Source organism: Dyella sp. (assembly GCF_035685885.1).
Taxonomy (GTDB): Bacteria; Pseudomonadota; Gammaproteobacteria; order Xanthomonadales; family Rhodanobacteraceae; genus Dyella.
In genome coordinates this window covers 1-22,280 of sequence record NZ_DASRZX010000087.1, presented here as the reverse complement: position 1 = coordinate 22,280, position 22,280 = coordinate 1, and the positions used below count along the sequence as shown (strand labels likewise).

The following is a 22,280-nucleotide window of genomic DNA, read 5'->3' as shown; positions in this document are numbered from 1 at the left end:
CGATGCCGCGCGCTTATCGATGCGCGCGGTGGTTCCTTTTACTTTCCTGTTTTTGGTGAAGGCGCATGCGTGCACGCCTGATTGCCGTAGGTGAACGCATGCCCGCCTGGGTGGCGGAAGGCTTTGCCGAATATCGCAAACGCCTGTCGCACGACTTGCCGCTCGAACTCATCGAGCTGAAACCCGGTATCCGTGGCAAGGGCCGTGATGATGCGCGAGCCATCCAGGACGAAGGCGCCGCCATCCTCGCTGCGCTGCCGCGCGATATTCACGTCGTGGCGCTGGATGGCCGCGGCAAGACGTGGTCCAGCGAAGACCTGGCTGCGCAGCTGGAGAAATGGCGCATGTCCGGTCGCGACCTGGCTTTCCTGATCGGCGGACCGGACGGTCACTCGCCCGAAGTGCTTGCGCGAGCCGACCAGAGCTGGTCACTGGGCCCGCTCACGCTGCCGCACATGCTGGTGCGCCTGGTGCTGGCCGAACAGCTGTACCGCGCCACCACGCTGCTGTCCGGCCATCCCTACCATCGCGCCTGACCGATCGCTTTTTTGTAGGAGCGCACCCCGTGCGCGAATGGCCTTCCAGCCAGCGGCGTGGCATTGGGGCTACGCACACGAAGCGCTCCCCCAGGCGCCGGCTGATGTATCGCATACTCGACACGTCACCCACATCGAGGAGCGGGCATGTCCATCACGCTACGCCAAGCCACCATCCACGACGTCGACTTGGTCGCGCCGTTGTTCGATGCATATCGCCAGTTCTATGACATGCCTTCGGATCCGGCGCTGGCTCGGCGCTTTCTGCTCGATCGTTTCCAGCATCACGAATCGGTGATCCTGCTGGCGCTGGACAAGGATGGGCAGCCGCTGGGCTTCACCCAGCTCTATCCCTTGTTTTCTTCGGTGCGAGCGGCGCGAACCTACCTGCTGAATGATCTTTTCGTCGCAGCACACGCGCGTCGAGCCGGGGTTGCTGCGTCGTTGATTCACGGGGCGAGCGACTTCGCGCGTGCGGCCGGTGCGGTGGGCATGTCGCTCTCCACGGCGCATGCGAATGAGGCGGCCCAACGCCTTTATGAGTCGTTGGGCTGGAAACGGGACACGGAATTTCGCGAATACACCCTCGCGCTTTAAGCCGATTCCTACATCCGACCATCGTCTAGCTTGCCAAGAGTTTGACGCGACCGGGCGCTACCATCGGCGGATTGCATCGCAGGAGTAGGCACCATGGACAAGCGCATCCGCCACGCGGGACTTGCCAGCAAGGTCATGACGGCAACGCGGGCCGCCGAGCTGGTCGGCCACGGTATGACCATAGGCATGAGCGGCTTCACCGGCGCGGGCTATCCGAAGGCAGTTCCCCAGGCGCTGGCGGCGCGCATGGTGGCCACGCACGAGCGCGACGAACCGTTCCGCGTGCGCGTGCTGACAGGTGCTTCCACTGCGCCCGAACTGGATGGCGCACTCGCGCGCGCGGATGGCATCGACCTGCGCCTCCCGTACCAGTCCGATCCCGAGCTTCGCGCGCGCATCAATCGCGGTGAAATGGACTATCTGGACATCCATCTCAGCCACGTGGCGCAGTACGCATGGTTCGGCTTCTTCGGCAAGATCGACCTCGCCATCATCGAAGCCGCGGCGATCATGCCCGATGGCAGCTTGTTGCCTTCGTCCTCGGTGGGCAACAACAAGACCTGGCTGGATCTGGCCGACAAGGTCATCGTCGAGGTCAATCATTGGCAGCCGCTCGAAATGGACGGCATGCACGACATCTACTACGGCACCGCGCTGCCGCCGCACCGCAAGCCGATCCCTTTGCTGAAGCCCGACGATCGCATCGGTGAGCCTTATCTCCGGCTTGATCCGGACAAGGTCATCGCCGTAGTGGAAACCAACGCGCCCGATCGCAACAGCGCGTTCTCGCCGCTGGATGACACCTCGCGCCAGATCGCCGGCCACCTGATCGACTTCTTTCGCCACGAGATTGCCAAGGGCCGCCTGTCGCCGCAGTTGCTGCCGCTGCAGTCGGGCGTCGGCAATATTGCCAACGCGGTGCTGGTCGGCCTTCGCGATGGCGGTTTCACTGGGCTTACCGCATTCACCGAAGTGATCCAGGACGGCATGCTGGATCTGCTCGCCAACGATGTGTTGTCGGTGGCTTCGGCAACGTCGTTCTCACTGAGTCCGGCGGGCATCGAGCGATTCCTCGAGAACATCGATTTCTACCGCAAGCGCATCATCCTGCGCACGCAGGAGATCTCCAACCATCCGGAACTGGTGCGCCGGCTCGGCTGCATTGCCATGAACGGCATGGTGGAGGCGGACATCTACGGCAACATCAACTCCACCCACGTCGCCGGCACCAGCATCATCAACGGCATCGGAGGTTCGGGCGATTTCGCGCGCAACGGTTTCATGTCGTGCTTCCTCACGCCGAGCACGGCCAAGAACGGCGCCGTCTCGTGCATCGTGCCGATGGTGAGCCACGTGGACCACACCGAACACGACGTTGCCATCGTGGTGACGGAGCAGGGGCTGGCCGACCTGCGTGGCCTCTCGCCGCGGCAGCGCGCGAAGGTCATCATCGAGCGATGTGCGCATCCGGACTATCGTCCGTTGCTGACGGACTACTTCGAGCGATCGCTGCGCGACAGTCGCGGCAAGCATACGCCGCACTTGCTCAATGAGGCGCTGTCCTGGCATCAACGTTTTCTTGAAACAGGGGATATGCGACCTTAGGCGTCCCGCTTGAAGGTTCGCCGCCATGCTCTATCTCGCCTCGCAGTCGCCACGCCGTCGCCAATTGCTCGAACAGATCGGCGTGGACTTTCGCGTCGTCGACGTCGATATTCCCGAGCAGCGCGCGCTGGCGGAGTCTCCGCGCGAGTATGTCAGCCGCGTGGCCCGCGAGAAGGCGCTCGCAGGGCTTGCCGCCATCCGCGAACCGCGCGCCTTCGTGCTTGGCGCGGATACGGAAGTGGTGCTCGATGACGAAGTGTTCGGCAAGCCTGCGGACGCCGCTGATGCCGCCGGCATGCTGCGACGTTTGTCGGCGCGCGTGCACGAGGTGATTTCCATCGTGTGGCTGGTCGGCCGCGATGGCGAATGGACCGACACCAGCGTGTCGCGCGTGCGCATGCCCGAACTGGATGACGCGGCGATCGCTGCGTATATCGCCACTGGCGAAGCCTTCGGCAAGGCGGGCGCCTATGCGATCCAGGGGCACGGCGCCACCTTGATCGAACATCTCGACGGCAGCCATTCCGGCGTGATGGGCTTGCCCGTGTTCGAGACGGTGCGGTTGCTGCGCGCGCATGGGTTGATGGGCGCCTGAGCGCAGCGCTGCAGCTTTTGTAGGAGCGCACCCAGTGCGCGATGGCCCCGCGATGTGGCCTGTCGTTGAGGTGCAATCGCGCACTGGGTGCGCTCCTGCAAAGATCGCGGGAATACGGCTTAGTTACCCGGCGTCATCACGAACCAGGACACCACGGCGAGCAGGTTGTTCACGCCGTGCGAAAACACGGATGGCCAGATCGAACCGGACTGCACGCGCAACCATCCGAGGACGAGCCCGAGCAATGCCAGGTTGGGCAGCGCATACCAGAGGAAGGACAAGTCCGGCAGGTGCACGCACGCGAACAGCGCGGCGCTGAGCACGATGGCCCAGCTGCTGCCCAGGTGGCGGGCGATGGCCGAAAGCAGCACGCCGCGAAACAGCAGTTCTTCCACCAACGGACCGATGCTGACGACCAGCAGGGCGAGCGGCAGGCGCAAGGGTAGCGATATATGCGAGCCGAGTTGCTTGATGTCCTGGCTGACTTCGTGTCCATGGGCCAGCCACTGGGTCAGCATGCCGCCGACGATGGGCATCAGGATGCCCAGCACCAGCGCCACGCCGTAAATGAGGACAGGGCGCGCCGGGGCGAAGCCGAGCCCTGGAAGGTTGGGCATGCTCCATAGCGCAGGCCACCAGCGACGGATGAGATACACCATCACCATGGCGGAGATCAGCAGCGTCATCATTACCGCAATGGCGCTGGCATCAGGCTGGTTGAGCCATACACGGGTCTGGTGGATGACGTTGGCGATGCCCTGGCCATCGTGCACCACCGCATACAGGCCCGCCGCGAGGCTGATCAACCCACCGACGGATACCTGCAGCGCGAAATACAGCGCGATCAGCCAGAGCGCGTGCACGACTCGAGGGGCTGTCGACGGAAGTGGCTCGGATGGCGGCGAAACAGTGGCGTACTTCAAGGGGTTCGCGTCCATCGGTGCGGTCCTGCAGGCGCGCGTGTACTCATGTCCGCCAGGACGCATCGCGCTCGCTGCCTGACCAGGACACGCTAGTGCCTGCCGGCGAGCAGGCGCAATCCTGTCCTTTGGCACGGTAGACGAGGGCTTTCGCCGCGTTCACGTGCCCGCCCTGTATAGTGGCGAGACGTTCCAAGAAGGAAAAACGGCGCGGCGAGCGCCGACCCATGTTCGCTTTCGACTGGCTGGCCGACCCTACGGCGTGGGCGGGTCTCCTCACCCTGGTGGTGCTGGAGATCGTGCTCGGCATCGACAATCTCGTCTTCATCGCGATCCTTGCCGACAAGTTGCAGGCGCGCCAGCGCGACCGGGCCCGCGTGCTTGGCCTCTCGTTGGCGCTGGTCATGCGGCTGGCCTTGCTGGGCGCCATGTCCTGGCTGGTGAAGCTCACCACGCCGATCATCGAATGGGGCGCCGTCTCGCTTTCATGGCGCGACATCATCCTGCTGTTGGGCGGCGCCTTCCTGTTGTTCAAGGCCACAGTGGAACTGCATGAGCGGCTGGAGGCCGACGATCATCACGATGCCGCCAAGCGCGCGCCTGCCCGCTTCTGGCTAGTGGTGGCGCAGATCGTGGCACTGGATGCGGTGTTCTCGCTCGATTCGGTGATCACCGCAGTGGGCATGGTCGATCACCTGTCGGTGATGATGATCGCCGTGGTGCTGGCGATGATCCTGATGATCAGCGCCAGCAAGCCGCTGACGAACTTCGTCAACGCGCGGCCGACCGTGGTGATCCTGTGCCTGTCGTTCCTGCTGATGATCGGTTTCAGCCTGGTCGCGGAAGCCTTCGGTTTCCACATTCCAAAGGGTTACCTGTACGCCGCGATCGGCTTCTCGATCATGATCGAGGCGTTCAACCAGACCATGCGCCGCAATCGCAAGCGCAGCCTGCTGGGCAGCGCGCGCACGTTGCGCGACCGCACCGCGATGGCCGTGCTCAATCTGCTCGGCGGCGCGGGCAAGGAGGAGGAAGAGACTGCACCTCATCAGGCGGCCGCGAGCGCCGAGGGCAACATGGCGGTGTTCGGCAAGGACGAGCTGGCGATGGTGCAGGGCGTGCTGGACCTCGCGCATCGACCGGTGCGTTCGATCATGACGCCGCGCCCGGAAATCAACTGGATCGATCCGCGCGAGAGTCCCGAGCAGCTTCGCGCGGAAGTGAGCGCGTCCAGCCATGCCTGGTTGCCCGTGGCGGGCGACGACCTCGACCAACTGGTGGGCGTGGCGTCCTCACGGGACCTGCTGGCAAGCCTGCTCGAACATGGCCGCATCGAAGTGGAACAGGTCGCACGCAAGCCGCTCACCGTGCTGGAGTCGCTCAGCGTGCTGCGCCTGATCGAGGAATTCCGCCGCTCGCCCCTGCAGGTGGCGCTGGTGGTGGACGAGTACGGCAGCGTGCTCGGCCTGGTCACGCCGACCGACGTGCTGGAAGTGATCGCCGGTGAATTTCCCGGCGACGAGAGCGGCGATCCTTCTGCCGTGCAGGAAACCGGCGGGAGCTGGATGCTGGATGCCAGCCTGGATCTGCGCCGGGTGGAACACCTGCTGGGCATGAAGCTGAGCGGCGATGACAGTTTCTCCACGCTCGCCGGCTACGTGCTGCAACAGCTGGGACGACTGCCCAGCGTGGGCGATGCATTCACCAGCGAAGGCCTGCATTTCGCGGTGGTGGCGATGGATGGCGCGCGCATCGAGCGGTTGAAGGTAACCCCCGAAGCCTGAGGCCGGTGTCGCGCACAGGCTCCGCTCCCACAAGAGAAGAGCTGCTGTGGGAGTGCGACAAGCTCTCGTCTTAGCCCACCATCAACGCCCGCACCAACCCGATCACGCCCAGCAACAGGGTCAGCGCCCATCCGGCCGACGAGACGAGATAACCCGGGCCACGCTTGGACGCATCCTTCAGGTAGGCCACGGCATACCACACGCGTCCCACCACCCACACCAGGCCGGCCAGTCCGCCCCACAGCGGGAAGCCGAACTGCGCCGCCAGCCACAGTGAAGGCAGGAACATCACGGTCGCCTCAAGCGTGTTCATCTGCACGCGCAGGGCGCGCTCGAAAACCGGGTGGCCGGTGACGGCCGGTGCCTTGATGCCGTATTTCTCGCGGGCGTGGCCCGCCGCCCACATGGTGCCCATCTGCAGCAGGACGGTAAGCAGGACGACGATGGCGGGCAGGTGCTGGATCATGGGTGATGCTCTTGGCAAAAGGTCAGCCACTTTATCCATCGACGCTACACAGCGGGAGGGGTATGGTGCCCCGGATCGCACCATGGTGCTGGCGAGGGACATCGCATGGACTGGCAGAAGGGTGAGCGCAGTCAGAACGTGATCGTTGACGATGGCAGCGGCGGAGGCGGCGGGCCGCGTTTCGGCGGCGGGCGGGGCATGGGCATCGGCGGCATCGTCATCCTCGCCATCCTGGGCCTGGTGTTCTTCAAGGATCCCACGGCGCTGCTGGGCCAGGCAGACAACGGTGGCCAGGTGGCGGCGCCGTCGAGCCGGTCCGCCGAAGTCGATCCGCAGATGAAGGATTTCATCAGCGCGGTGCTGGGCTCCACCGAGAAGACCTGGACTGACATCTTCCAGCAGCATGGCCGTCAGTATGTCGATCCCCAGCTGAAGCTGTTCAGCGGTGGCGTGAATACTGCCTGTGGCATGGCTTCCACGGCTGTGGGGCCGTTCTATTGCCCTGGCGACCAGCTGGTTTACCTGGACGTGGCGTTCTTCCAGGAACTGGACAGCCGCTTCCACGCATCGGGCGAATTCGCCCGCGCCTATGTGATTGCGCACGAGGTCGGCCACCACGTGCAGAACCTGCTGGGCATCTTCGACCAGGTGGAAAAGGCACGACGCCGGGGCGCACCCATGGAAGGCGCCGATGGCCTGTCGGTGCGGCAGGAACTGCAGGCCGACTGCTTCGCCGGCGTATGGGCCAACAAGACCCAGCAACGCCTGCAGTGGCTGCAGGCGGGCGACATCGAATCGGCGCTCAACGCGGCTAGCAAGATCGGCGACGACGCCCTGCAGCAGCAGGCTCAGGGACGGGTGGTGCCCGATTCGTTCACGCACGGCACCTCCGCGCAGCGCGTGAAGTGGTTCAAGGCGGGCTTCGAGGGCGGCGACATCGGCAGCTGCAACACGTTTGCCGGCCAGCTCTGAGCCGGTCTGCTTCGCGTGGACGAAGGCCCGCTGCAGGCGGGCCTTCGTCGTTCTAGAATGCCGCTGCCGCGCGCCAAGGGGTGCGCCCAGAATGTCCCCATGCTCCATCCCTGTCTCCGCTGCGGCGCCTGCTGCGCCCACTTCCGCGTGGCCTTCCACTGGTCCGAAGCCGAGCCGTCCCTGGGCGGCGTCGTGCCGCGGGAGCTGGCCGATACGCTCGACCCGCACCGGTTCGTGATGCGCGGCACCCAGGCGTCGCGGCCGCGTTGCGTGGCGTTGCAGGGAGCGGTGGGTGACGCGGCGCACTGTGGCATCTACGAGCGCCGCCCGTCGGTATGCCGGGAAGTGGAGCCTTCCTGGGAATCTGGACGGCCCAGTGCCCAGTGCGACAAGGCACGGGTAGCGCACGGCCTGCCCTTGCTCACGCCGGCCGATTGGCCGGAAGTTGCGGCGCCAGCCTGACTCAGCGGGCCGCCGGCATGCCCGGTTCGTTCTGGAAAGCCAGCGCGAACTGCCGCAGCTCGGCTTCATTGACGTCTGACACGGCGACATAGCGCATGTGGTCGCCGGTCCAGCCGATCACTGTGTAACCGTGTTCCTGCGTGATCGCCTGCGCGGTAGATGCTTCGTCCACGGGCCACTGGAAAAGGTTGATCACGTGCAAGCGGCGTTTGTATATCAGCGCCGCAACGCTGCGCCCGCCAACCGCATCCAGCCGTCCACCGACGAGAGGGAAGCCTTCGCCGGCCAGATCCTTCACGCGCGGCGCGAAATCCAGCCTGCCTTCGAACCAGGGCTTGACCGTGTGCTGGTCGGTCGAGACCACGTCCATGAGGTGCTGTTCCTGCAGCGAACGCAGGTGCCCGGACAAGGCTTCGGCGACGACGGGATCTTCGGCGCGGTGGGAGCGCAGTACGCCAAGCCACGCCGGAGCCGACAGCAGCAAGGCCGCGACGAATCCCGCGGCAGCAGCCAACGGCATCGGTGCGCGTCGCCGCACCAACTGCGTCTCCAGGGAGGCAGAAGCAGTAGCGGACGCGGACCAGCGCCTGCGCAACGCATCCGGCGCGCGGTGATACAGCGTGGGCTGCGCCATCGCCTTGCGCAGCGTGGCATAGGTGTCGTGCCGCGCCGTGCATGCCGCGCATTCGCGCAGGTGGCGTGTCACGGCCGCGCTTCCGGCGGCGTCGAGTTCGTCGTCGAGATAGGCGTGCAGGAGCAGCCGGGCGTCATCGCACATCATGGCGACGTACCTCCTTGGGGTGGCGACCCAGCTCGGCGCGAAGTCGTTCGCGTGCGCGGGCGAGCCGCGACATCACGGTGCCGATGCGCTGGTCGATGATGGCGGCGATCTGCTTGTACGAACATTCCTCCAGCTCCCGCAGCACCAGCACTTCGCGCAATGGTGCGGGCATGCGTTCCAGCGCGGCCTGCAGCGCGCCCACGTCCACGGCAATCAAGGTGAGCGCTTCCGGCGAGGGGCCTTCGTCCACCAGGGGGTGCGCCTCGTCGTCCAGCTCTGCATGCAGCGTTTCGGGCAGCTTGCGGTTGCTGAGCGTGTAGAAGGTGTTGCGCACGATGGCCAGCAGCCACACCCGCGCGTCGCCGCCGCGAAAACTGTCGAAATAGCGCAACGCACGCAGCATGGCCTCCTGCGCCACGTCCTGCGCTTCGCTGGCATCGTGGGTCAGCCAGTACGCCAGGTTGTAGGCCGCGTCCAGGTGCGGCAACACCTGCGACTCGAAGCGCGTGTTGCGAACCGGGTCGGGATGGCGGGACGAATCCATGGTCATAAAAGCCTAGACCGCGTTGCGCGCCACTTTATTCCAGCGCCATTCCCATTTCGCGTGAATGCTGTTTCAGCGGAATAGGGCGGTACTTTCGCCGGTATCGGAGAGGGAAGGCGGCGGATGAACCGGCGCCAAAACAGGAGACGAACCCATGCGCCCATCCGATGAAAATCAGGTTCCCGGCCGCCGTCGCTTCCTCGAATGCATGGCGTGGGCCGGAGCCGGCACGCTATGGCTGATGCAGAGCGGTGTATTGCAGGCCCGATCGCTCTGCGCCGAGGGTGGGGACTCTGCCGTCGATGCAAGTTTCCGCTTCGTGCAGATCAGCGACTCGCATATCGGTTTCCACAAGGCTCCGAACATGGACGTGGCGGGCACACTGCGTAGTTCGCTGGCGATGGTGAATGCGCAGAAGGCACGGCCGGATTTCGTGCTCCACACCGGCGACCTCACGCATCTGTCGAAGCCGGAAGAATTGGACAGCCTGTCGGGCATCATGCAGGACGCAAGCATGGGCAAGGTGTTCTACGTGCCCGGCGAGCATGATGTCATCGGCGACAACGGCGCGGAATTTTTCCGTCGCTTCGGCGAGAAACAACAGCCCGGTGGCTGGTACAGCTTCGATCACCGCGGCGTGCATTTCGTCGGGTTGATCAACGTGCTCAACCTCAAGGCCGGCGGACTGGGTTCACTGGGTGCCGAGCAACTGGCATGGCTGAAGAAAGACCTCGCGTCGCTGTCAGCGTCCACGCCGGTGGTGGTTTTTGCGCACATGCCGATGTGGTCGATCTATCCCGAATGGGGCTGGGGCACCGATGACAGCGGCGAGGCCATGGCATACCTGCGTCGATTCGGCTCGGTCAGCGTGCTCAATGGGCACATCCACCAGATCCAGCAGAAGGTGGAAGGCAGCATCACGTTCTATACCGCGCGTTCCACGGCATATCCGCAACCGCTGCCGGGCACGGCACCCGCGCCGGGGCCCTTGAAGGACGTGCCCGCCGATGCCCTGCATCGTTACCTGGGCATCCGCGACGTGCGCCATGTGCAAGGCAGTCACGCGCTGGCCGTGACGGACGAGGTGATGTCGTGAAGCGGGCCTTGGTGGCGTGGATGACCCCGTTGCTGCTCGCGGGAACGGTGCATGCGGCCGCTGGCGACGTGGCTGATGCAATGGCAAAGATACCTGCCGCGCGCATCGAGATACGCAATTTCGCCTTTGCGCCGAATACGCTGACCGTGAAGGCCGGCACGCGCATCACCTGGATCAATCGCGACGACGAGCCGCACGTGGTGGTCAGCGCCGGGAAACAGTTCGATACGTCACCGGCGCTGGACACGGGCGACAGCTACGCGGCGGTGCTCAGCAAGCCGGGCACGTATGCGTACTACTGCGCCATCCATCCGATGATGGTCGGCACCATCATCGTGCAGTGACGGCGCTGTCGAAGCGATAGATATCCATCGCCAGCAGGCCATACTCGATGCCGGCATCGATACGCGTGGCATGCGCCTGTTCACCTGCTGCCCCCAGCGCCACGAACAGCGGCAACAGGTGCTCGTCGGTGGGATGAGCGCGTTCGGCGAACGGTGCCTGGCGGCGGTAGTCGAGTAGGGCCTCGACATCACCCTCGCCGAGCTTGCGCTCGATCCATTCGATGAACGGACGCACGTACGGTGCTTCGCGTTCTTCGCTGTAACCGGAGCGGAAGTCGTGCAGGTTGTGCGTGATGCTGCCCGAGCCGATCACCAGCAAGCCTTCCTCGCGCAGCGGCGCCAGCGCGCGGCCCACCGCGTACTGGTGCGCCGGGCCAAGCTGGGGCTGGATCGACATCGGCACCACCGGAACGTTGGCTTCGGGATAGAGCAGGCGCAATGGCACCCATGCGCCGTGGTCCAGCCCCTGGGTCGGATCGAGCGTGGTAGGCAGACCGGCCTTGTCCAGCAGTTCCGTGATGCGGGCGGCGAGCGCGGGCTCGCCCCTGGCCGGGTACTGGATGTCGAACAGCGCCTGCGGGAAGCCGTGGAAATCATGGATGGTTTCCGGGCGCGTTGCGCCGCCCACGTGCGGCTGGCGTGCGAGCCAGTGCGCGGTGGCGATCACGATTGCCTTGGGACGCGGCAGGGCCTTGGCCAACTCGGCCAGTCGCTCGCCCACGCGCCGCGGCTGGATCGCGGTCATCGGCGATCCATGGGAGATGTACAGGCTGGGCAGGATGGTCATGGCGGTTCCTCGGGGGACACCGCCATAGGGTAGGGGCTGCTACGAAAATTGCAGCGGGCGTGCGGTGAACGATCCGTCACGCCAGTGGAACGATGGCAACGGCGCCGCGTGTCTGAGGAATCGAAGCATCTCATTCGTCGTTCCGGCGCAGGCCGGAATCCAGTCACGACTACGGCCGGCTTTCGCGGATAGCGCTAAATGCTGTTCGCGATAGCCAGGCGCAACATCACTGGATTCCGGCCTGCGCCGGAATGACGGGCAGGGGAAGCGGCGGCTGGAAGCGCCGCTTACTTCCCGCGGCGCGGCGGCTTGCCGCCACCGTGGCCCTGCGGACGCGGCTTGCCGCCGTGGGACTTCTTGAAGCCGCCGCCGCCGGGCCGGAAACCACCGGGCCTGTGTGCCGGTGCCTCGTTGGCGCCGCTGTCGTCGCCGTCCCATTCCTTGATGCGCAGCTGCTGCTGGCTCACCCACACCTTCTTCAGGTGTTCGAACACTTCCTTCGGCATGCCGTCAGGCAGGTCGATCAGGCTGTATTCGCCGCGGATGCTCAGGCGACCGATGAAACCGCTCTCCAGGCCTGCCTCATTGGCGATCGCGCCAATGATGTTGCCTGGCTTCACGCCGTGCTCATGACCCACTTCGACGCGGTAGGTGCGCTTGCCTTCCTCGGTGTGATGCGGACGCACGGGGCGCGCGACAAACTCACGCGGCGCGCCGTCGCGATCACGAGGCTTGTGCTCGCGCGCAGCGTGACGAACATCCGCGTGCTCGCGAGGTGCATGCTCGCGCGGTGCAAATTCGCGCTTCGGCGGGGGCGTGAGCAGCAGCGGCTGGTCACCCTGGGAGATACGCGCCAACGCGGCGGCGATCTCGATGGCGGGGATGTTGTGTTCCTGCTCGTACTGCTCGATCAGCTGCTGGAACAAGGCCAGTTCACCCACGGCCAGCGTGTCGCTGATGCGCTGCTTGAACCTGGCGATGCGCACGTCATTCACTGCCTCGACCGTCGGCAGCTTCATCTCTTCGATCGGCTGGCGCGTGGCGCGCTCGATCGCGCGCAGCATGCCCTTTTCCCGCGGCGTGACGAACAGGATCGCCTCGCCGCTGCGACCGGCACGGCCAGTGCGGCCGATGCGGTGCACGTAGCTTTCGGTGTCGTACGGAATGTCGTAGTTCATCACGTGGCTGATGCGTTCCACATCGAGACCGCGCGCGGCGACGTCAGTGGCCACCAGGATGTCCAGCTTGCCGTCCTTCAGCTGCTGGATCACACGCTCACGCTGCGCCTGCGCAATGTCACCGTTGATCGCCGCCGCAGCCAGGCCACGCGCCTGTAGCTTCTCGGCCAATTCCTCGGTCGCAGACTTGGTGCGCGCGAAGATGATCATCGCGTCGAACGGCTCGGCTTCAAGGATGCGCGTCATCGCGTCAAGCTTGTGCATGCCGCTGACGAACCAGTAGCGCTGGCGGATGTTGGCGGCGGTGGTGGTGGACGACTTGATCGTCACCTCCACCGGATCCTTCAGGTGCCGCTGCGCGATCTTGCGGATCGGCGCCGGCATGGTGGCGGAGAACAGCGCGACCTGGCGGGTCGGCGGCGTTGCCTCGAGCACCTTTTCCACGTCGTCAATGAAGCCCATACGCAGCATTTCGTCGGCTTCGTCGAGCACCAGGAACTTCAGCTCGGAGAGATCCAGCGTGCCGCGCTCAAGATGGTCGATCACTCGACCGGGCGTGCCCACCACGATCTGCACGCCGCGCTTGAGCGAGTGCAACTGCGGGCCATAGCTCTGGCCACCATAGATCGGCAGCACCTGCAGTCCAGGCATGTGCGTGGCGTAGCGCTGGAACGCTTCGGCCACCTGGATGGCCAGTTCGCGCGTGGGTGCGAGCACCAGCGCCTGCGGCTTGCCGGGCTTGAGATCGATGCGCGACAGGATCGGCAGCGCAAACGCAGCGGTCTTGCCGGTGCCGGTCTGCGCCTGGCCGAGCACGTCGCGGCCTTCGAGCAGCGGCGGAATGGTGGCGGCCTGGATCGGCGAGGGCGACTCGTAGCCAACATCGGACAGCGCGCGCAGCAGCTCCGGATGAAGGCCAAGCGCAGCGAAGCCGACGGCTGCCGGCTGGGAATCGGAAGACGGGGAGGACATGGGGGAACCTCGACATGGCATGCACGACGGCATGCGGGAGAATGGCCGTATTGTAACAGGCCGGCCCGCCCAAACCGATGATTTTGTTGCATCAATGACGCCATTCACGAGGAATATTCATGTCAAAACCCCTAGAAGGCCGTATTGCGCTGGTGACCGGCGCCTCTTCGGGCATCGGCGAGGCGACAGCACTGGCACTGGCCGAGGCCGGCGCCAAAGTCGCCATCGCTGCGCGCCGACGTGAACGACTTGATGCACTCGCCTCCCGGTTGGAGAAGCTTGGTGCCGAGCCGACCGTGCTGGTGGCCGATCTCGCCGTCGAAGCCGAGGCGCAGCGCATCGTGAAGGAAACCGAAGCGCGCTACGGACGTCTGGACATCCTGGTGAACAACGCAGGCGTGATGTACCTGGAGCCCGTGGAGCAGGCCGATCTCCGCCGCTGGCGACACATGCTGGAGCTGAACGTGCTCAGCCTCATTGCTTCCACGCAGGCGGCGTTGCCTGGCATGCGCGAGCGCCGCGACGGCCACGTCGTGAATATTTCATCCACGGCGGGCCGCGTGGCCAATCCCAATGCGGCCGCCTATTCGGCGACGAAGTTCGGTGTGGTCGCGTTTTCCGAGGCGCTGCGGCGCGAGGTGTACCAGCACAACATCCGCGTCACGGTGATCGAACCGGGCGTGGTGGAAACCGAGTTGCGCGACCATATCGGTCATGCCGAAGTGAAGGCCAACCTCAATGCGTGGGCCGACAGCATGCGCCAGCTGCAAGGGCGCGACGTGGCGGATGCCATCGTGTTCTGCGTATCGCGCCCCGCGCACGTCAACATCAACGAAGTGCTGATGCGCCCCACGGACCAGGAGCGCTGACTCGCAACGCTCTATCATGGATGCCGATTCGAGCCAGGAAGAACAGCCATGACCGAGATCGAAACGATCTCCGAACAGCGTTGCCACGACGGTGTGCAGGGTTTTTATCGGCACCATTCCGAGCTCTGCGGCGGGCCGATGCGCTTTGCGTTGTACCAGCCGCCGCAAGCGGCCAGCGAAGTGTGCCCGGTGCTGTATTACCTGGCCGGACTCACCTGCACCGAAGAAACCGCCACCATCAAGGCCGGTGCGCAGCGCGTGGCTGCCGAGCTTGGCCTGATCCTGGTGATGCCGGATACCAGCCCGCGCGGCACGGGTTTCGAAGGTGCCACCGGCGATTGGGAATTCGGTGAGGGCGCGGGTTTCTACGTCGATGCCACGCAGGCGCCGTGGGCGTCGCGCTTTCGCATGCACAGCTACGTGGTCGATGAACTGCCCGCGCTCATCGCGCAGCATTTTCCGGTGGACCGGGAGCGCACGGGCATCATGGGGCATTCGATGGGCGGCCACGGCGCACTCACCATTGCGTTGCGACATCCGGACCGCTATCGCTCCGTGTCCGCGTTCGCACCTATCGTGGCGCCGACGCAGGTGCTGTGGGGGCAGAAGGCGCTTCCACGTTACCTTGGCGATGACGCCGCGGCGTGGGCCGAATATGACGCGTGCGAGCTGGTGCGCCGCCGTGTCTTCGACGGCACAATCCTGATCGACCAGGGCGAGGCGGATGGTTTCCTCTCCACCCAGCTCAAGCCCGAGCTGTTCGACCAGGCGTGTGCGGAAGGCGGACAGTCGCTGCTGTTGCGCCGCCATCCGGGTTACGACCACAGCTACTATTTCATCAGCACCTTCATCGACGATCACCTGCGTCACCACGCCAAGGCGCTCGGCCGGCTGTGAACCTGATCCATCCGATCCAGACATCGCGCACCGTCATGCGCATGGTCGAACCTGGCGATGCGCAGCGCCTGTTGCGTTATCGCGTGCAAAACCGCGAACACCTGGCACCGTGGGAACCGTTGCGCGACAAGGCGTACTACACGCTGGACCATTGCGTGCAGACGCTGGCTGAATCGCGCGAAGCCATCCGGCTGGATCGCAGCTATCCGTTCTTCGCGCTGGATCTCGCCGGCAACGAGGTGCTGGCGTGCTTCACCTTCGCCAACATCGTGCGCGGTGCCTTCCAGGCGTGCCATCTCGGCTACGGCATTTCCGCCGCATGGCAGGGCCGGGGCGTGATGCAGGAAGTGCTGGGCGCGGCACTGCCCTGGGCGTTTGGTGGACTCGGCCTGCACCGCGTGATGGCCAATTACATGCCGCGCAACGAGCGCAGTGGTCGATTGCTGGAACGCCTTGGTTTCGAGCGCGAGGGCTATGCGAAGCATTACCTGCAGATCGCTGGCGTGTGGGAAGACCACATACTCACCTCGCGCATTCGCGGGGTATCGCGCGACGATTGATGTTGTTCGATTGCCGGATGTCGCTGTCGCGCACAAGGTGCGCTCCCACAAAAGCTGCCTCCAGGCCACACGGCGTGCCATTTTTGTAGGAGCGCACCCAGTGCGCGATCGCGGCACGACTCGTCATGCACCCCGGATTTTCGCGCACTGGGTGCGCTCCTGCAGGGAGAATGGCATTCAGCCGTTTGCGGCGACCGGGGCCGAAGGCCGCAGCAGTATCGCCAGCGTCGCTCGCTGCTGCCACGCCAGGATGAGATAGGCGATCAGCACCGTCACGCCCGGGCCAACATGGTGTTCCATCACCACGTGATAGCCGAAGATCACCACGATGGGCGCGGCCAGCATCAGCAATGCGAGCGCCACGAAGCGGTTGGCGAGCAGGCACAGGCCGCTCACGGTGTAGACCACGCCGAGCACGGGAAAGACATAGCCACTGCCGGCCAGGCCTTGCATGAAGACCTGCGATTGCGGCGTGGCGGGTGCGGGCGGCTGCCAGAAGTGCAGCAGGTCGTTGATGCCCGAGAAGACGAACAGCGCGCCGAAGGCGATGCGCAAAAGGAAGGAAAGCCAGAAGGCGACGGATTTCATGCAGGGACTCCGGGAAACGCGAGAGGCCCTGCATGATCCTGACGTGAAACGTGGGGTTGTATTCCCCGTAACGTCTACGCCCAACCGTCTAGGTCACTGGTTGGGCGCGACGTAGGCCGCAAGTCACGCCTTGGCGGCGGGACGGCCCGGGCGACGACGCTTGCGGTTGCCGGCGGCGGGACGATCGTTGCCGTGCGAATGCGGTGCGTGGTGCGGGCGATGCGAACCCGGCGGACGACCCGGTCGCTGCTGCGGGCGCTGGCTCTGGCCCTGCACCGGCTTCGGTGCAGCGGCATCCGTGCGCAGCGGGTGCGAGGGCTCAAAGCCAGGCACTTCGCTCACGGCGATGTCCTGCTTGAGCAGCTTGCGGATATCGCGCAACAGCCCGGCTTCGTCATGGCTCACCAGCGACACGGCCATGCCGTCGGCACCGGCGCGACCGGTGCGGCCAATGCGATGCACGTAGTCTTCCGCCACCATCGGCAGATCGAAGTTGATCACGATCGGCAATTGGTCGATGTCGATGCCGCGCGCGGCGATATCGGTGGCCACCAGCACGGTGATGCGGTTGGTCTTGAAGTCGCTGAGCGCACGCGTACGCGCGTTCTGGCTCTTGTTGCCGTGGATGGCGGCGGCACGCAGACCGGCCATTTCCAGCTGCTTCACCAGCTTGTCGGCGCCATGCTTGGTGCGGCTGAACACCAGCGTCTGGCGGCGGCTGTCCTGCGCCAGCACGTGCAGCAGCAGGTCGCGCTTCTTCGCGGCGTCGACCGGATGCACGTGATGCGTGACCGTGGTGGCCACCGAATTGGCCGGCGTCACCGACACTTCGCGCGGCTGATGCATGAACTGCATCGCCAACGCCTTGATCGGCGGTGCGAACGTGGCCGAAAACAGCAGCGTCTGGCGCTGGCGCGGCACGGCGGACAGGATGCGCTTGAGCGCCGGCAGGAAGCCCATGTCGAGCATGCGGTCGGCTTCGTCCAGGATCAGCACTTCAACGCCGGACAGGTCGATCGAACGCTGCTGCATGTGGTCGATCAGACGACCCGGCGTGGCGATGACGACATCGACGCCGCGACGCAGCGCCTGCATCTGCGGGCCCATGCTGACGCCACCGAAGATGGTGGTGCTGCTGACGCGCATGTGCTTGCCGTAGTCGCGCAGGTTGTCATTCACCTGGGCGGCCAGCTCGCGGGTCGGGGTAAGCACCAGCGCGCGCGGACGACGCGTCTGCGTGGCACCGGCGGTGGAAAGGTGTTGCAGCAGGGGCAGCGCAAAAGCGGCCGTCTTGCCAGTACCGGTCTGGGCGGCAGCGAGCAGGTCGCCGCCTTCAAGCACGACCGGAATGGCCGCTGCCTGGATGGGAGTGGGTTCGGCGTAGCCCTGTTCGGCAAGCGCGCGCAACAACGCGGGCGCAAGGCCCAGCGATTCGAAAGACATGGAGGCTCCAGAGCAACCCGGAGCGTTCATCGAACCGCGTTGCATTATTCAGTAAGGGAGGGACGGCGCGTTGGCCGTCCGCGCAGTATAGCCGAAAACGAGACGGCCTGCTGGACCAGGTCGATGCATCAGTCAGGAATCTCGGGGTTTGCGGGTTCCCGGTGCGCCAACGCAGGCTTATTCGGGCTTTTCAGCCACGATGAGATAGCAGTCGAAAGGCGTCCTGCCGTGCAGGGAGCGGATGCTGACCCGCAGCCCGGCGCCCTCCAGCAACTCGTGCAATTCGTCAGCGCTCGGGTAGTGCTGTGCACCCACGCGCATCCAGCCGCTGGCACTGAGGAAGAACTCGGAAACGCGCGTGGCGGCATAGCGCCAGCTGCGTTCGCGCAGCACGTTGCGCACGATCAGCATGCCGCCGGGAGCGAGATGGGCCACGGCGTTGTCCAGCAGTTCCCGTTGCTTCGCCTTGTCCAGGTAATGCAGCACGTCGAGGACCGCGACATGGCCACGGAGCGGATAAGCCGTCGAGCCATCGGCAAGCCGCAGGGGCACGGTCTTGTCCAGGCCGGATTGGCGCAGCGCGCGACGGCCGGCTTCGATCTTGCGCGGATCATGGTCGACGCCGAGGTAGGCAACGAGCACGCCCCTGGCGTACAGGTACTGCCCCAGCAGGCCGATGCCGCAACCGATATCCAACAAGGGCAAGGGACGCCGCGCCACCAGGTCGGCTACGGCCGCATAGGCCGGATCCGTGGCGAGCTTGCCCTGGACGTAGCGGCGCTGGAACCAGTGATCGTATGACTCGGCAATGCGATAAAGGGCGGTGGCATCCATGACGGACATGTCAACCGACTCCGTGATTGCGCAACGTGAAGGCCAGTGTGCGATGCAGCGAGACGCAGCGCCACTCCCGGCGATGGTCGCCCTTGCGCCGCGATGGCCTTGATGGTTCGCTTGGCGCCCGGTGCGGCGCGTGGGCGCCAAGCCTTCCAAGACGGAGTAGCCGATGTCGCCGTTTGCGCCCCTGCGTGAGTTGAACACCACCCAGCGCCATACCGTGCTTGCGAGTTTCCTTGGGTGGACGCTGGATGCCTTCGACTACTTCCTGCTCACCTTCGTGATCGTGGGCGTGGCGCAGGAATTCCATGTCGGCAAGGAGCAGGTGGCCGTCGGCCTGCTGCTGACGCTGGCCGCACGCCCGGTGGGTGCGCTGCTGTTTGGACGTCTGGCCGACCGCTACGGCCGCCGGCCGATCCTGATGCTCGACGTGGTGCTGTTTTCGCTGTTCGAACTGGCCACGGCGTTTTCCACGTCGTTGACGATGCTGCTGGTGCTGCGTTTCCTGTTTGGCATCGCCATGGGCGGTGAGTGGGGCATCGGCGCTTCGCTGGCGATGGAGTCCATCCCGCCCAGGGCGCGTGGCGTGGTGTCGGGCCTGCTGCAGAGCGGCTATCCCTGCGGGTTTTTCCTGGGCGCGCTGGTAAACTGGCTGCTGGTGGACCACATTGGCTGGCGCGGCCTGTTCGTGGTCGGCGCGGCGCCAGCACTGCTGGTGCTGTATATCCGCCGCAGCGTGCCGGAGTCGGAGGTGTGGCAGCAGGGGCGGGCCATGCAGCAGAAGAAGGGCCTGCTGGAATCCATGCGCGGGCACTGGAAACTGGCCATCTATCTCATGCTGCTGATGATGGCCTTCAACATGTTCAGCCACGGCTCGCAGGACCTTTACCACACGTTCGAGGAGGAGGGCCTGCACCTGCCCACCGGCTCGGGTGCGGCCTTCATGCTGGTGGCCATGCTCAACCTGGGGGCGCTGGTCGGCGGGTTGTTCTTCGGCTCGCTGTCCGAGCGCATCGGGCGTCGGCGCGCGATCATTCTGGCGGCGCTGCTGGCGATACCGGTCATTCCGCTGTGGATGCACGGCAACTCGCTGCCGCTACTGGCGCTGGGCGCCTTCCTGATCCAGGTGATGGTGCAGGGCGCCTGGGGCGTGGTGCCGACGCATCTCAACGAACTGGCGCCCGAGGGCATGCGCGGGACGCTGCCAGGCTTTGCCTATCAGACCGGCAACCTCCTGGCCGCGGTGACCGCCAATGCGCAGCTGTGGATCGCCAGGCAGCACGGCGATGACCTGGCGTTCGCCATGTCGGCCTGGATTGCCGGCGTAGCCGTCCTGCTGGCCGTGCTGGCCTGGCTGGGGCCGGAGGCCCGGGGCGTGCGCTTTGGCCGGGACCGCGTGGGGACGGGCGGCTAGGCGGCCAGGCTGCTAGAATCCACCGTTTGCATTACTCACGAGATACCCAATGAAGGCAGGCAAGGACAAAGTCGTCTCGCTCCACTACACGCTGACCGTAGACGGCGAAAAGGTGGAAAGCTCGCTCGACCGCAACGAGCCGCTGTGGATCCTGCTGGGCCACGGGCAGCTGATTCCGGGCCTGGAAAAGGCGCTGGAAGACCGCGAAGCCGGCGAAAACCTTCAGGTGGAAATCGCCCCGGCCGAAGGCTATGGCGAACGCCAGCCGGGCATGAGCCAGCGCGTGCCGAAGAAGTACTTCCAGCAGGCGGCCAAGCTCAAGCCGGGCATGACCACGGTGCTGGCGCTGAAGGAAGGCGGCAACCGCGTGGTGGTGGTCGAGAAAGTGGGCATGACCACGGTCGACGTGGACCTCAACCATCCGATGGCCGGCAAGACGCTCAACTTCGATGTGACCGTCAACGAAGTGCGCGATGGCACCGAGGAAGAAATCCAGCACGGCCATGCGCACCCGCCGGGTGCCGAGGCGCACTAAGCAGACGTTGCCTCCTGTAAAGCGCCCTCTGTGCGCACAGCAGGCTGGCGATCGGTCTGGAAACAAGAAAAAAACCCGCCATATAGGCGGGTTTTTTTGTGTATTGCCTGTGTGAGCTGTAGCTCGCCGCAGTGCGTGATCGCGCACTGGGTGCGCTCCTACAGGGGCGGTATTACACGAGGGTGATCTGCACGTCCACGTTGCCGCGCGTCGCATGCGAATACGGACAGATGTCGCTGTGTGCGATGTCCACCAGTTCCTGCGCCACGGCGCGGTCGATGCCGGGCAGGCTCACGTCCAGCTTCACTGCGATGCCGAAGCCGGTCGGTTCGCGCGGGCCGATGCCCACATGCGCGGTCACCGAGGCGTCCTTCAACGTCACGCCTTTCTGGCGGGCCACGAAGCGCACGGCACCTTCGAAGCACGCGGCATAGCCGGCCGCGAACAACTGTTCCGGATTGCTGCCGGCGCCACCCGGGCCGCCCAGGCCCTTGGGCACGACCAACTGCAGGTCGAGCACGCCGTCGTCGCTCTTGGCGTGCCCTTCGCGGCCGCCGGTGACGGTGGCGGTGGCGGTGTAGAGAATCTTGCTGATGCTCATGGTGTCAGTCCTCAGTGGGGGAGAGTTGCAGGGTTACTTGCTTGAGTTCATCGCGCAGCTTCTGCATGTGTCCGAGTGACATGTGCAGGCGCTGGGCCATGCATGCGGGGATCTCGCTGGCCTGTTCACGCAGGGCCAGTCCGGCATCGGTGAGACGGATTTCCACTTCGCGCTCGTCCTCGACGCGACGACGGCGATCGACCAGCCCGGCTGCCTGCAAACGCTTCAGCAATGGCGTCAGCGTTCCTGAGTCCAGTTGCAGGCGCTGCCCCAGCTCGCGAACCGTCAGGCCGTCCTTCTCCCATAACACCAGCATGGCCAGGTATTGCGGGTAGGTCAGTCCCAGCGGCTCCAGCAAGGGCCTGTACACGCCGGTCACCGCACGCGACGCCGCATACAGCGAAAAGCAGAACTGGGCATCGAGCAGCAGGTGATCGGGGGTGGGCTTCCGTTTCATGGAGTAAATCCTAAGCTCAAAATTAAATTGTGTACAATTCAAATTTTCAATCGAAGCGATAGGCGGAACCAAAACCGATGCCCGCAGGAGCGCACCCAGTGCGCGATTGGAGTTGATGCGGCTATGGCGGTCATGCAACTACCAATTGGCAGGAGGACCGGACTCTGCCGTCGCGCACTGGGTGCGCTCCCACGGAAGGGAGCGCACCTTAGTCGAGCAGCCGTTTGCCGAACGCGAAATGGTCGCGCCAATAGGGGCCGTCGATATCGTCCAGGCGGACCGTGCCGCCGCTGTTGGGCGCGTGGACGAACCGCCCCTTGCCGACGTAGACGCCCACATGGCTGATGCCGGCGGTGCCCCCGAAGAACACCAGGTCGCCGCTCACCAGGTCGGTCATCTGGCGAACCCGGGCACCGTCCAGCTCGGACATCTCGCGGGAG

General features: G+C 65.1%; 26 protein-coding genes. 14 read left to right on the top strand and 12 right to left on the bottom strand.

Annotation, left to right across the window (positions count from 1 at the left end):
• Window positions 1-65: 65 nt before the first annotated feature.
• The 4 genes from rlmH to VFG49_RS10775 all read left to right on the top strand — a co-directional run bounded on the left by rlmH (window position 66) and on the right by VFG49_RS10775 (window position 3,333).
• The gene (rlmH, locus tag VFG49_RS10790; RefSeq protein WP_324860298.1) at window positions 66-536 is read left to right on the top strand and encodes a 23S rRNA (pseudouridine(1915)-N(3))-methyltransferase RlmH; all 471 of its coding nucleotides are present in this window, start codon (window positions 66-68) and stop codon (window positions 534-536) included.
• Between the two features lie 147 nt (window positions 537-683).
• Entirely contained in the window at window positions 684-1,133 is a 450-nt protein-coding gene (locus tag VFG49_RS10785) for a GNAT family N-acetyltransferase (RefSeq protein ID WP_324860297.1), read from the top strand.
• Between the two features lie 93 nt (window positions 1,134-1,226).
• The gene (locus VFG49_RS10780; RefSeq protein WP_324860295.1) at window positions 1,227-2,738 is read left to right on the top strand and encodes an acetyl-CoA hydrolase/transferase family protein; all 1,512 of its coding nucleotides are present in this window, start codon (window positions 1,227-1,229) and stop codon (window positions 2,736-2,738) included.
• A 25-nt stretch (window positions 2,739-2,763) separates the two neighbouring features.
• Entirely contained in the window at window positions 2,764-3,333 is a 570-nt protein-coding gene (locus tag VFG49_RS10775; protein ID WP_324860293.1) for a nucleoside triphosphate pyrophosphatase, read from the top strand.
• A 119-nt stretch (window positions 3,334-3,452) separates the two neighbouring features.
• On the opposite strand, the gene VFG49_RS10770 is transcribed toward VFG49_RS10775, so the two are convergent.
• Entirely contained in the window at window positions 3,453-4,271 is an 819-nt protein-coding gene (locus tag VFG49_RS10770) for a type II CAAX endopeptidase family protein (protein ID WP_324860291.1), read from the bottom strand.
• 209 nt (window positions 4,272-4,480) lie between these two features.
• Here VFG49_RS10770 and VFG49_RS10765 point away from each other — a divergent pair, with 209 nt between their 5' ends.
• Window positions 4,481-6,037, top strand: a complete 1,557-nt coding sequence (locus VFG49_RS10765) for a TerC family protein (protein WP_324860289.1) — start codon at window positions 4,481-4,483, stop codon at window positions 6,035-6,037.
• Window positions 6,038-6,107: 70 nt separating this feature from the next.
• On the opposite strand, the gene VFG49_RS10760 is transcribed toward VFG49_RS10765, so the two are convergent.
• Window positions 6,108-6,500, bottom strand: a complete 393-nt coding sequence (locus VFG49_RS10760) for an MAPEG family protein (protein WP_324860320.1) — start codon at window positions 6,498-6,500, stop codon at window positions 6,108-6,110.
• 108 nt (window positions 6,501-6,608) lie between these two features.
• Here VFG49_RS10760 and ypfJ point away from each other — a divergent pair, with 108 nt between their 5' ends.
• Complete coding sequence (ypfJ, locus tag VFG49_RS10755; RefSeq protein WP_324860287.1) at window positions 6,609-7,475, top strand: KPN_02809 family neutral zinc metallopeptidase; 867 nt, start codon at window positions 6,609-6,611, stop codon at window positions 7,473-7,475.
• 99 nt (window positions 7,476-7,574) lie between these two features.
• Window positions 7,575-7,937, top strand: coding sequence for a YkgJ family cysteine cluster protein (locus VFG49_RS10750; RefSeq protein WP_324860285.1), 363 nt, complete (start codon window positions 7,575-7,577; stop codon window positions 7,935-7,937).
• Window position 7,938: 1 nt separating this feature from the next.
• Here the strand turns inward: VFG49_RS10750 and VFG49_RS10745 are convergent, their stop codons facing one another.
• Together VFG49_RS10745 and VFG49_RS10740 are read right to left on the bottom strand one after the other, a co-directional pair.
• Entirely contained in the window at window positions 7,939-8,718 is a 780-nt protein-coding gene (locus tag VFG49_RS10745; RefSeq protein WP_324860283.1) for an anti-sigma factor, read from the bottom strand.
• A complete protein-coding gene (locus tag VFG49_RS10740; protein ID WP_324860281.1) occupies window positions 8,705-9,262 on the bottom strand; it encodes a sigma-70 family RNA polymerase sigma factor in 558 nt (185 codons plus the stop codon). The genes VFG49_RS10745 and VFG49_RS10740 overlap by 14 nt, the downstream gene beginning before the upstream one ends.
• 154 nt (window positions 9,263-9,416) lie before the next feature.
• Between VFG49_RS10740 and VFG49_RS10735 the strand changes: the two genes are divergently transcribed.
• Both VFG49_RS10735 and VFG49_RS10730 read left to right on the top strand, forming a co-directional pair.
• Window positions 9,417-10,358: a metallophosphoesterase family protein gene (locus VFG49_RS10735; RefSeq protein WP_324860279.1), complete on the top strand. Its 942-nt coding sequence runs from the start codon at window positions 9,417-9,419 to the stop codon at window positions 10,356-10,358.
• Window positions 10,355-10,702, top strand: coding sequence for a cupredoxin family copper-binding protein (locus tag VFG49_RS10730; protein WP_324860277.1), 348 nt, complete (start codon window positions 10,355-10,357; stop codon window positions 10,700-10,702). The genes VFG49_RS10735 and VFG49_RS10730 overlap by 4 nt, the downstream gene beginning before the upstream one ends.
• Here the strand turns inward: VFG49_RS10730 and VFG49_RS10725 are convergent.
• Both VFG49_RS10725 and VFG49_RS10720 read right to left on the bottom strand, forming a co-directional pair.
• The gene (locus VFG49_RS10725) at window positions 10,689-11,489 is read right to left on the bottom strand and encodes a class III extradiol ring-cleavage dioxygenase (RefSeq protein ID WP_324860275.1); all 801 of its coding nucleotides are present in this window, start codon (window positions 11,487-11,489) and stop codon (window positions 10,689-10,691) included. The two genes, VFG49_RS10730 and VFG49_RS10725, sit on opposite strands and share 14 nt — an antisense overlap.
• Window positions 11,490-11,776: 287 nt before the next feature.
• A complete protein-coding gene (locus tag VFG49_RS10720; RefSeq protein ID WP_324860273.1) occupies window positions 11,777-13,639 on the bottom strand; it encodes a DEAD/DEAH box helicase in 1,863 nt (620 codons plus the stop codon).
• 119 nt (window positions 13,640-13,758) lie between these two features.
• Between VFG49_RS10720 and VFG49_RS10715 the strand changes: the two genes are divergently transcribed.
• From VFG49_RS10715 to VFG49_RS10705, 3 genes are read left to right on the top strand one after another with little or no spacing between them, the layout of a single operon-like run.
• On the top strand, window positions 13,759-14,508 hold the full coding sequence (locus tag VFG49_RS10715; protein WP_324860271.1) for an SDR family NAD(P)-dependent oxidoreductase: 750 nt from the start codon (window positions 13,759-13,761) through the stop codon (window positions 14,506-14,508).
• Between the two features lie 48 nt (window positions 14,509-14,556).
• Complete coding sequence (gene fghA / locus VFG49_RS10710) at window positions 14,557-15,405, top strand: S-formylglutathione hydrolase (protein ID WP_324860269.1); 849 nt, start codon at window positions 14,557-14,559, stop codon at window positions 15,403-15,405.
• Window positions 15,402-15,965 (top strand): GNAT family N-acetyltransferase, encoded by a 564-nt coding sequence (locus VFG49_RS10705; RefSeq protein ID WP_324860267.1) that lies wholly within the window; start codon window positions 15,402-15,404, stop codon window positions 15,963-15,965. The genes fghA and VFG49_RS10705 overlap by 4 nt, the downstream gene beginning before the upstream one ends.
• A gap of 177 nt (window positions 15,966-16,142) precedes the next feature.
• Here the strand turns inward: VFG49_RS10705 and VFG49_RS10700 are convergent, their stop codons facing one another.
• The 3 genes from VFG49_RS10700 to VFG49_RS10690 all read right to left on the bottom strand — a co-directional run bounded on the left by VFG49_RS10700 (window position 16,143) and on the right by VFG49_RS10690 (window position 18,839).
• Complete coding sequence (locus VFG49_RS10700; protein ID WP_324860265.1) at window positions 16,143-16,553, bottom strand: hypothetical protein; 411 nt, start codon at window positions 16,551-16,553, stop codon at window positions 16,143-16,145.
• A 123-nt stretch (window positions 16,554-16,676) separates the two neighbouring features.
• Window positions 16,677-17,996, bottom strand: a complete 1,320-nt coding sequence (locus tag VFG49_RS10695) for a DEAD/DEAH box helicase (protein ID WP_324860263.1) — start codon at window positions 17,994-17,996, stop codon at window positions 16,677-16,679.
• A 177-nt stretch (window positions 17,997-18,173) separates the two neighbouring features.
• On the bottom strand, window positions 18,174-18,839 hold the full coding sequence (locus VFG49_RS10690; RefSeq protein ID WP_324860261.1) for a class I SAM-dependent methyltransferase: 666 nt from the start codon (window positions 18,837-18,839) through the stop codon (window positions 18,174-18,176).
• 163 nt (window positions 18,840-19,002) lie between these two features.
• On the opposite strand from VFG49_RS10690, the gene VFG49_RS10685 reads away from it, so the two are divergent.
• Together VFG49_RS10685 and VFG49_RS10680 are read left to right on the top strand one after the other, a co-directional pair.
• Window positions 19,003-20,247 carry an MFS transporter gene (locus VFG49_RS10685; protein ID WP_324860259.1) on the top strand — a complete coding sequence of 415 codons (1,245 nt, stop codon included), beginning with the start codon at window positions 19,003-19,005 and terminating at the stop codon, window positions 20,245-20,247.
• 49 nt (window positions 20,248-20,296) lie between these two features.
• Entirely contained in the window at window positions 20,297-20,782 is a 486-nt protein-coding gene (locus VFG49_RS10680; RefSeq protein ID WP_324860257.1) for a peptidylprolyl isomerase, read from the top strand.
• Between the two features lie 172 nt (window positions 20,783-20,954).
• Here VFG49_RS10680 and VFG49_RS10675 read toward each other — a convergent pair whose 3' ends face one another.
• From VFG49_RS10675 to VFG49_RS10665, 3 genes are all read right to left on the bottom strand, one after another.
• Window positions 20,955-21,383 carry an organic hydroperoxide resistance protein gene (locus tag VFG49_RS10675; protein WP_324860255.1) on the bottom strand — a complete coding sequence of 143 codons (429 nt, stop codon included), beginning with the start codon at window positions 21,381-21,383 and terminating at the stop codon, window positions 20,955-20,957.
• Window positions 21,384-21,387: 4 nt separating this feature from the next.
• Window positions 21,388-21,840 (bottom strand): MarR family winged helix-turn-helix transcriptional regulator, encoded by a 453-nt coding sequence (locus tag VFG49_RS10670; protein WP_324860253.1) that lies wholly within the window; start codon window positions 21,838-21,840, stop codon window positions 21,388-21,390.
• A gap of 208 nt (window positions 21,841-22,048) precedes the next feature.
• A partial coding sequence (locus tag VFG49_RS10665) for a C40 family peptidase (RefSeq protein WP_324860251.1) occupies window positions 22,049-22,280 on the bottom strand: 232 nt, incomplete at its 5' end.

What these genes read in the sequence shown, in the direction of transcription:
- VFG49_RS10675 (WP_324860255.1), bottom strand. Translation starts at nt 21,383, where the DNA reads ATGAGCATCAGCAAGATTCTCTACACCGCCACCGCCACCGTCACCGGC.
- VFG49_RS10740 (WP_324860281.1), bottom strand. Translation starts at nt 9,262, where the DNA reads ATGGATTCGTCCCGCCATCCCGACCCGGTTCGCAACACGCGCTTCGAG.
- VFG49_RS10700 (WP_324860265.1), bottom strand. Translation starts at nt 16,553, where the DNA reads ATGAAATCCGTCGCCTTCTGGCTTTCCTTCCTTTTGCGCATCGCCTTC.
- VFG49_RS10685 (WP_324860259.1), top strand. Translation starts at nt 19,003, where the DNA reads ATGTCGCCGTTTGCGCCCCTGCGTGAGTTGAACACCACCCAGCGCCAT.
- VFG49_RS10780 (WP_324860295.1), top strand. Translation starts at nt 1,227, where the DNA reads ATGGACAAGCGCATCCGCCACGCGGGACTTGCCAGCAAGGTCATGACG.
- VFG49_RS10770 (WP_324860291.1), bottom strand. Translation starts at nt 4,271, where the DNA reads ATGGACGCGAACCCCTTGAAGTACGCCACTGTTTCGCCGCCATCCGAG.
- VFG49_RS10695 (WP_324860263.1), bottom strand. Translation starts at nt 17,996, where the DNA reads ATGTCTTTCGAATCGCTGGGCCTTGCGCCCGCGTTGTTGCGCGCGCTT.
- VFG49_RS10785 (WP_324860297.1), top strand. Translation starts at nt 684, where the DNA reads ATGTCCATCACGCTACGCCAAGCCACCATCCACGACGTCGACTTGGTC.
- VFG49_RS10715 (WP_324860271.1), top strand. Translation starts at nt 13,759, where the DNA reads ATGTCAAAACCCCTAGAAGGCCGTATTGCGCTGGTGACCGGCGCCTCT.
- VFG49_RS10725 (WP_324860275.1), bottom strand. Translation starts at nt 11,489, where the DNA reads ATGACCATCCTGCCCAGCCTGTACATCTCCCATGGATCGCCGATGACC.
- rlmH (WP_324860298.1), top strand. Translation starts at nt 66, where the DNA reads ATGCGTGCACGCCTGATTGCCGTAGGTGAACGCATGCCCGCCTGGGTG.
- ypfJ (WP_324860287.1), top strand. Translation starts at nt 6,609, where the DNA reads ATGGACTGGCAGAAGGGTGAGCGCAGTCAGAACGTGATCGTTGACGAT.
- fghA (WP_324860269.1), top strand. Translation starts at nt 14,557, where the DNA reads ATGACCGAGATCGAAACGATCTCCGAACAGCGTTGCCACGACGGTGTG.
- VFG49_RS10765 (WP_324860289.1), top strand. Translation starts at nt 4,481, where the DNA reads ATGTTCGCTTTCGACTGGCTGGCCGACCCTACGGCGTGGGCGGGTCTC.
- VFG49_RS10750 (WP_324860285.1), top strand. Translation starts at nt 7,575, where the DNA reads ATGCTCCATCCCTGTCTCCGCTGCGGCGCCTGCTGCGCCCACTTCCGC.
- VFG49_RS10735 (WP_324860279.1), top strand. Translation starts at nt 9,417, where the DNA reads ATGCGCCCATCCGATGAAAATCAGGTTCCCGGCCGCCGTCGCTTCCTC.
- VFG49_RS10680 (WP_324860257.1), top strand. Translation starts at nt 20,297, where the DNA reads ATGAAGGCAGGCAAGGACAAAGTCGTCTCGCTCCACTACACGCTGACC.
- VFG49_RS10690 (WP_324860261.1), bottom strand. Translation starts at nt 18,839, where the DNA reads ATGTCCGTCATGGATGCCACCGCCCTTTATCGCATTGCCGAGTCATAC.
- VFG49_RS10775 (WP_324860293.1), top strand. Translation starts at nt 2,764, where the DNA reads ATGCTCTATCTCGCCTCGCAGTCGCCACGCCGTCGCCAATTGCTCGAA.
- VFG49_RS10720 (WP_324860273.1), bottom strand. Translation starts at nt 13,639, where the DNA reads ATGTCCTCCCCGTCTTCCGATTCCCAGCCGGCAGCCGTCGGCTTCGCT.
- VFG49_RS10745 (WP_324860283.1), bottom strand. Translation starts at nt 8,718, where the DNA reads ATGATGTGCGATGACGCCCGGCTGCTCCTGCACGCCTATCTCGACGAC.
- VFG49_RS10670 (WP_324860253.1), bottom strand. Translation starts at nt 21,840, where the DNA reads ATGAAACGGAAGCCCACCCCCGATCACCTGCTGCTCGATGCCCAGTTC.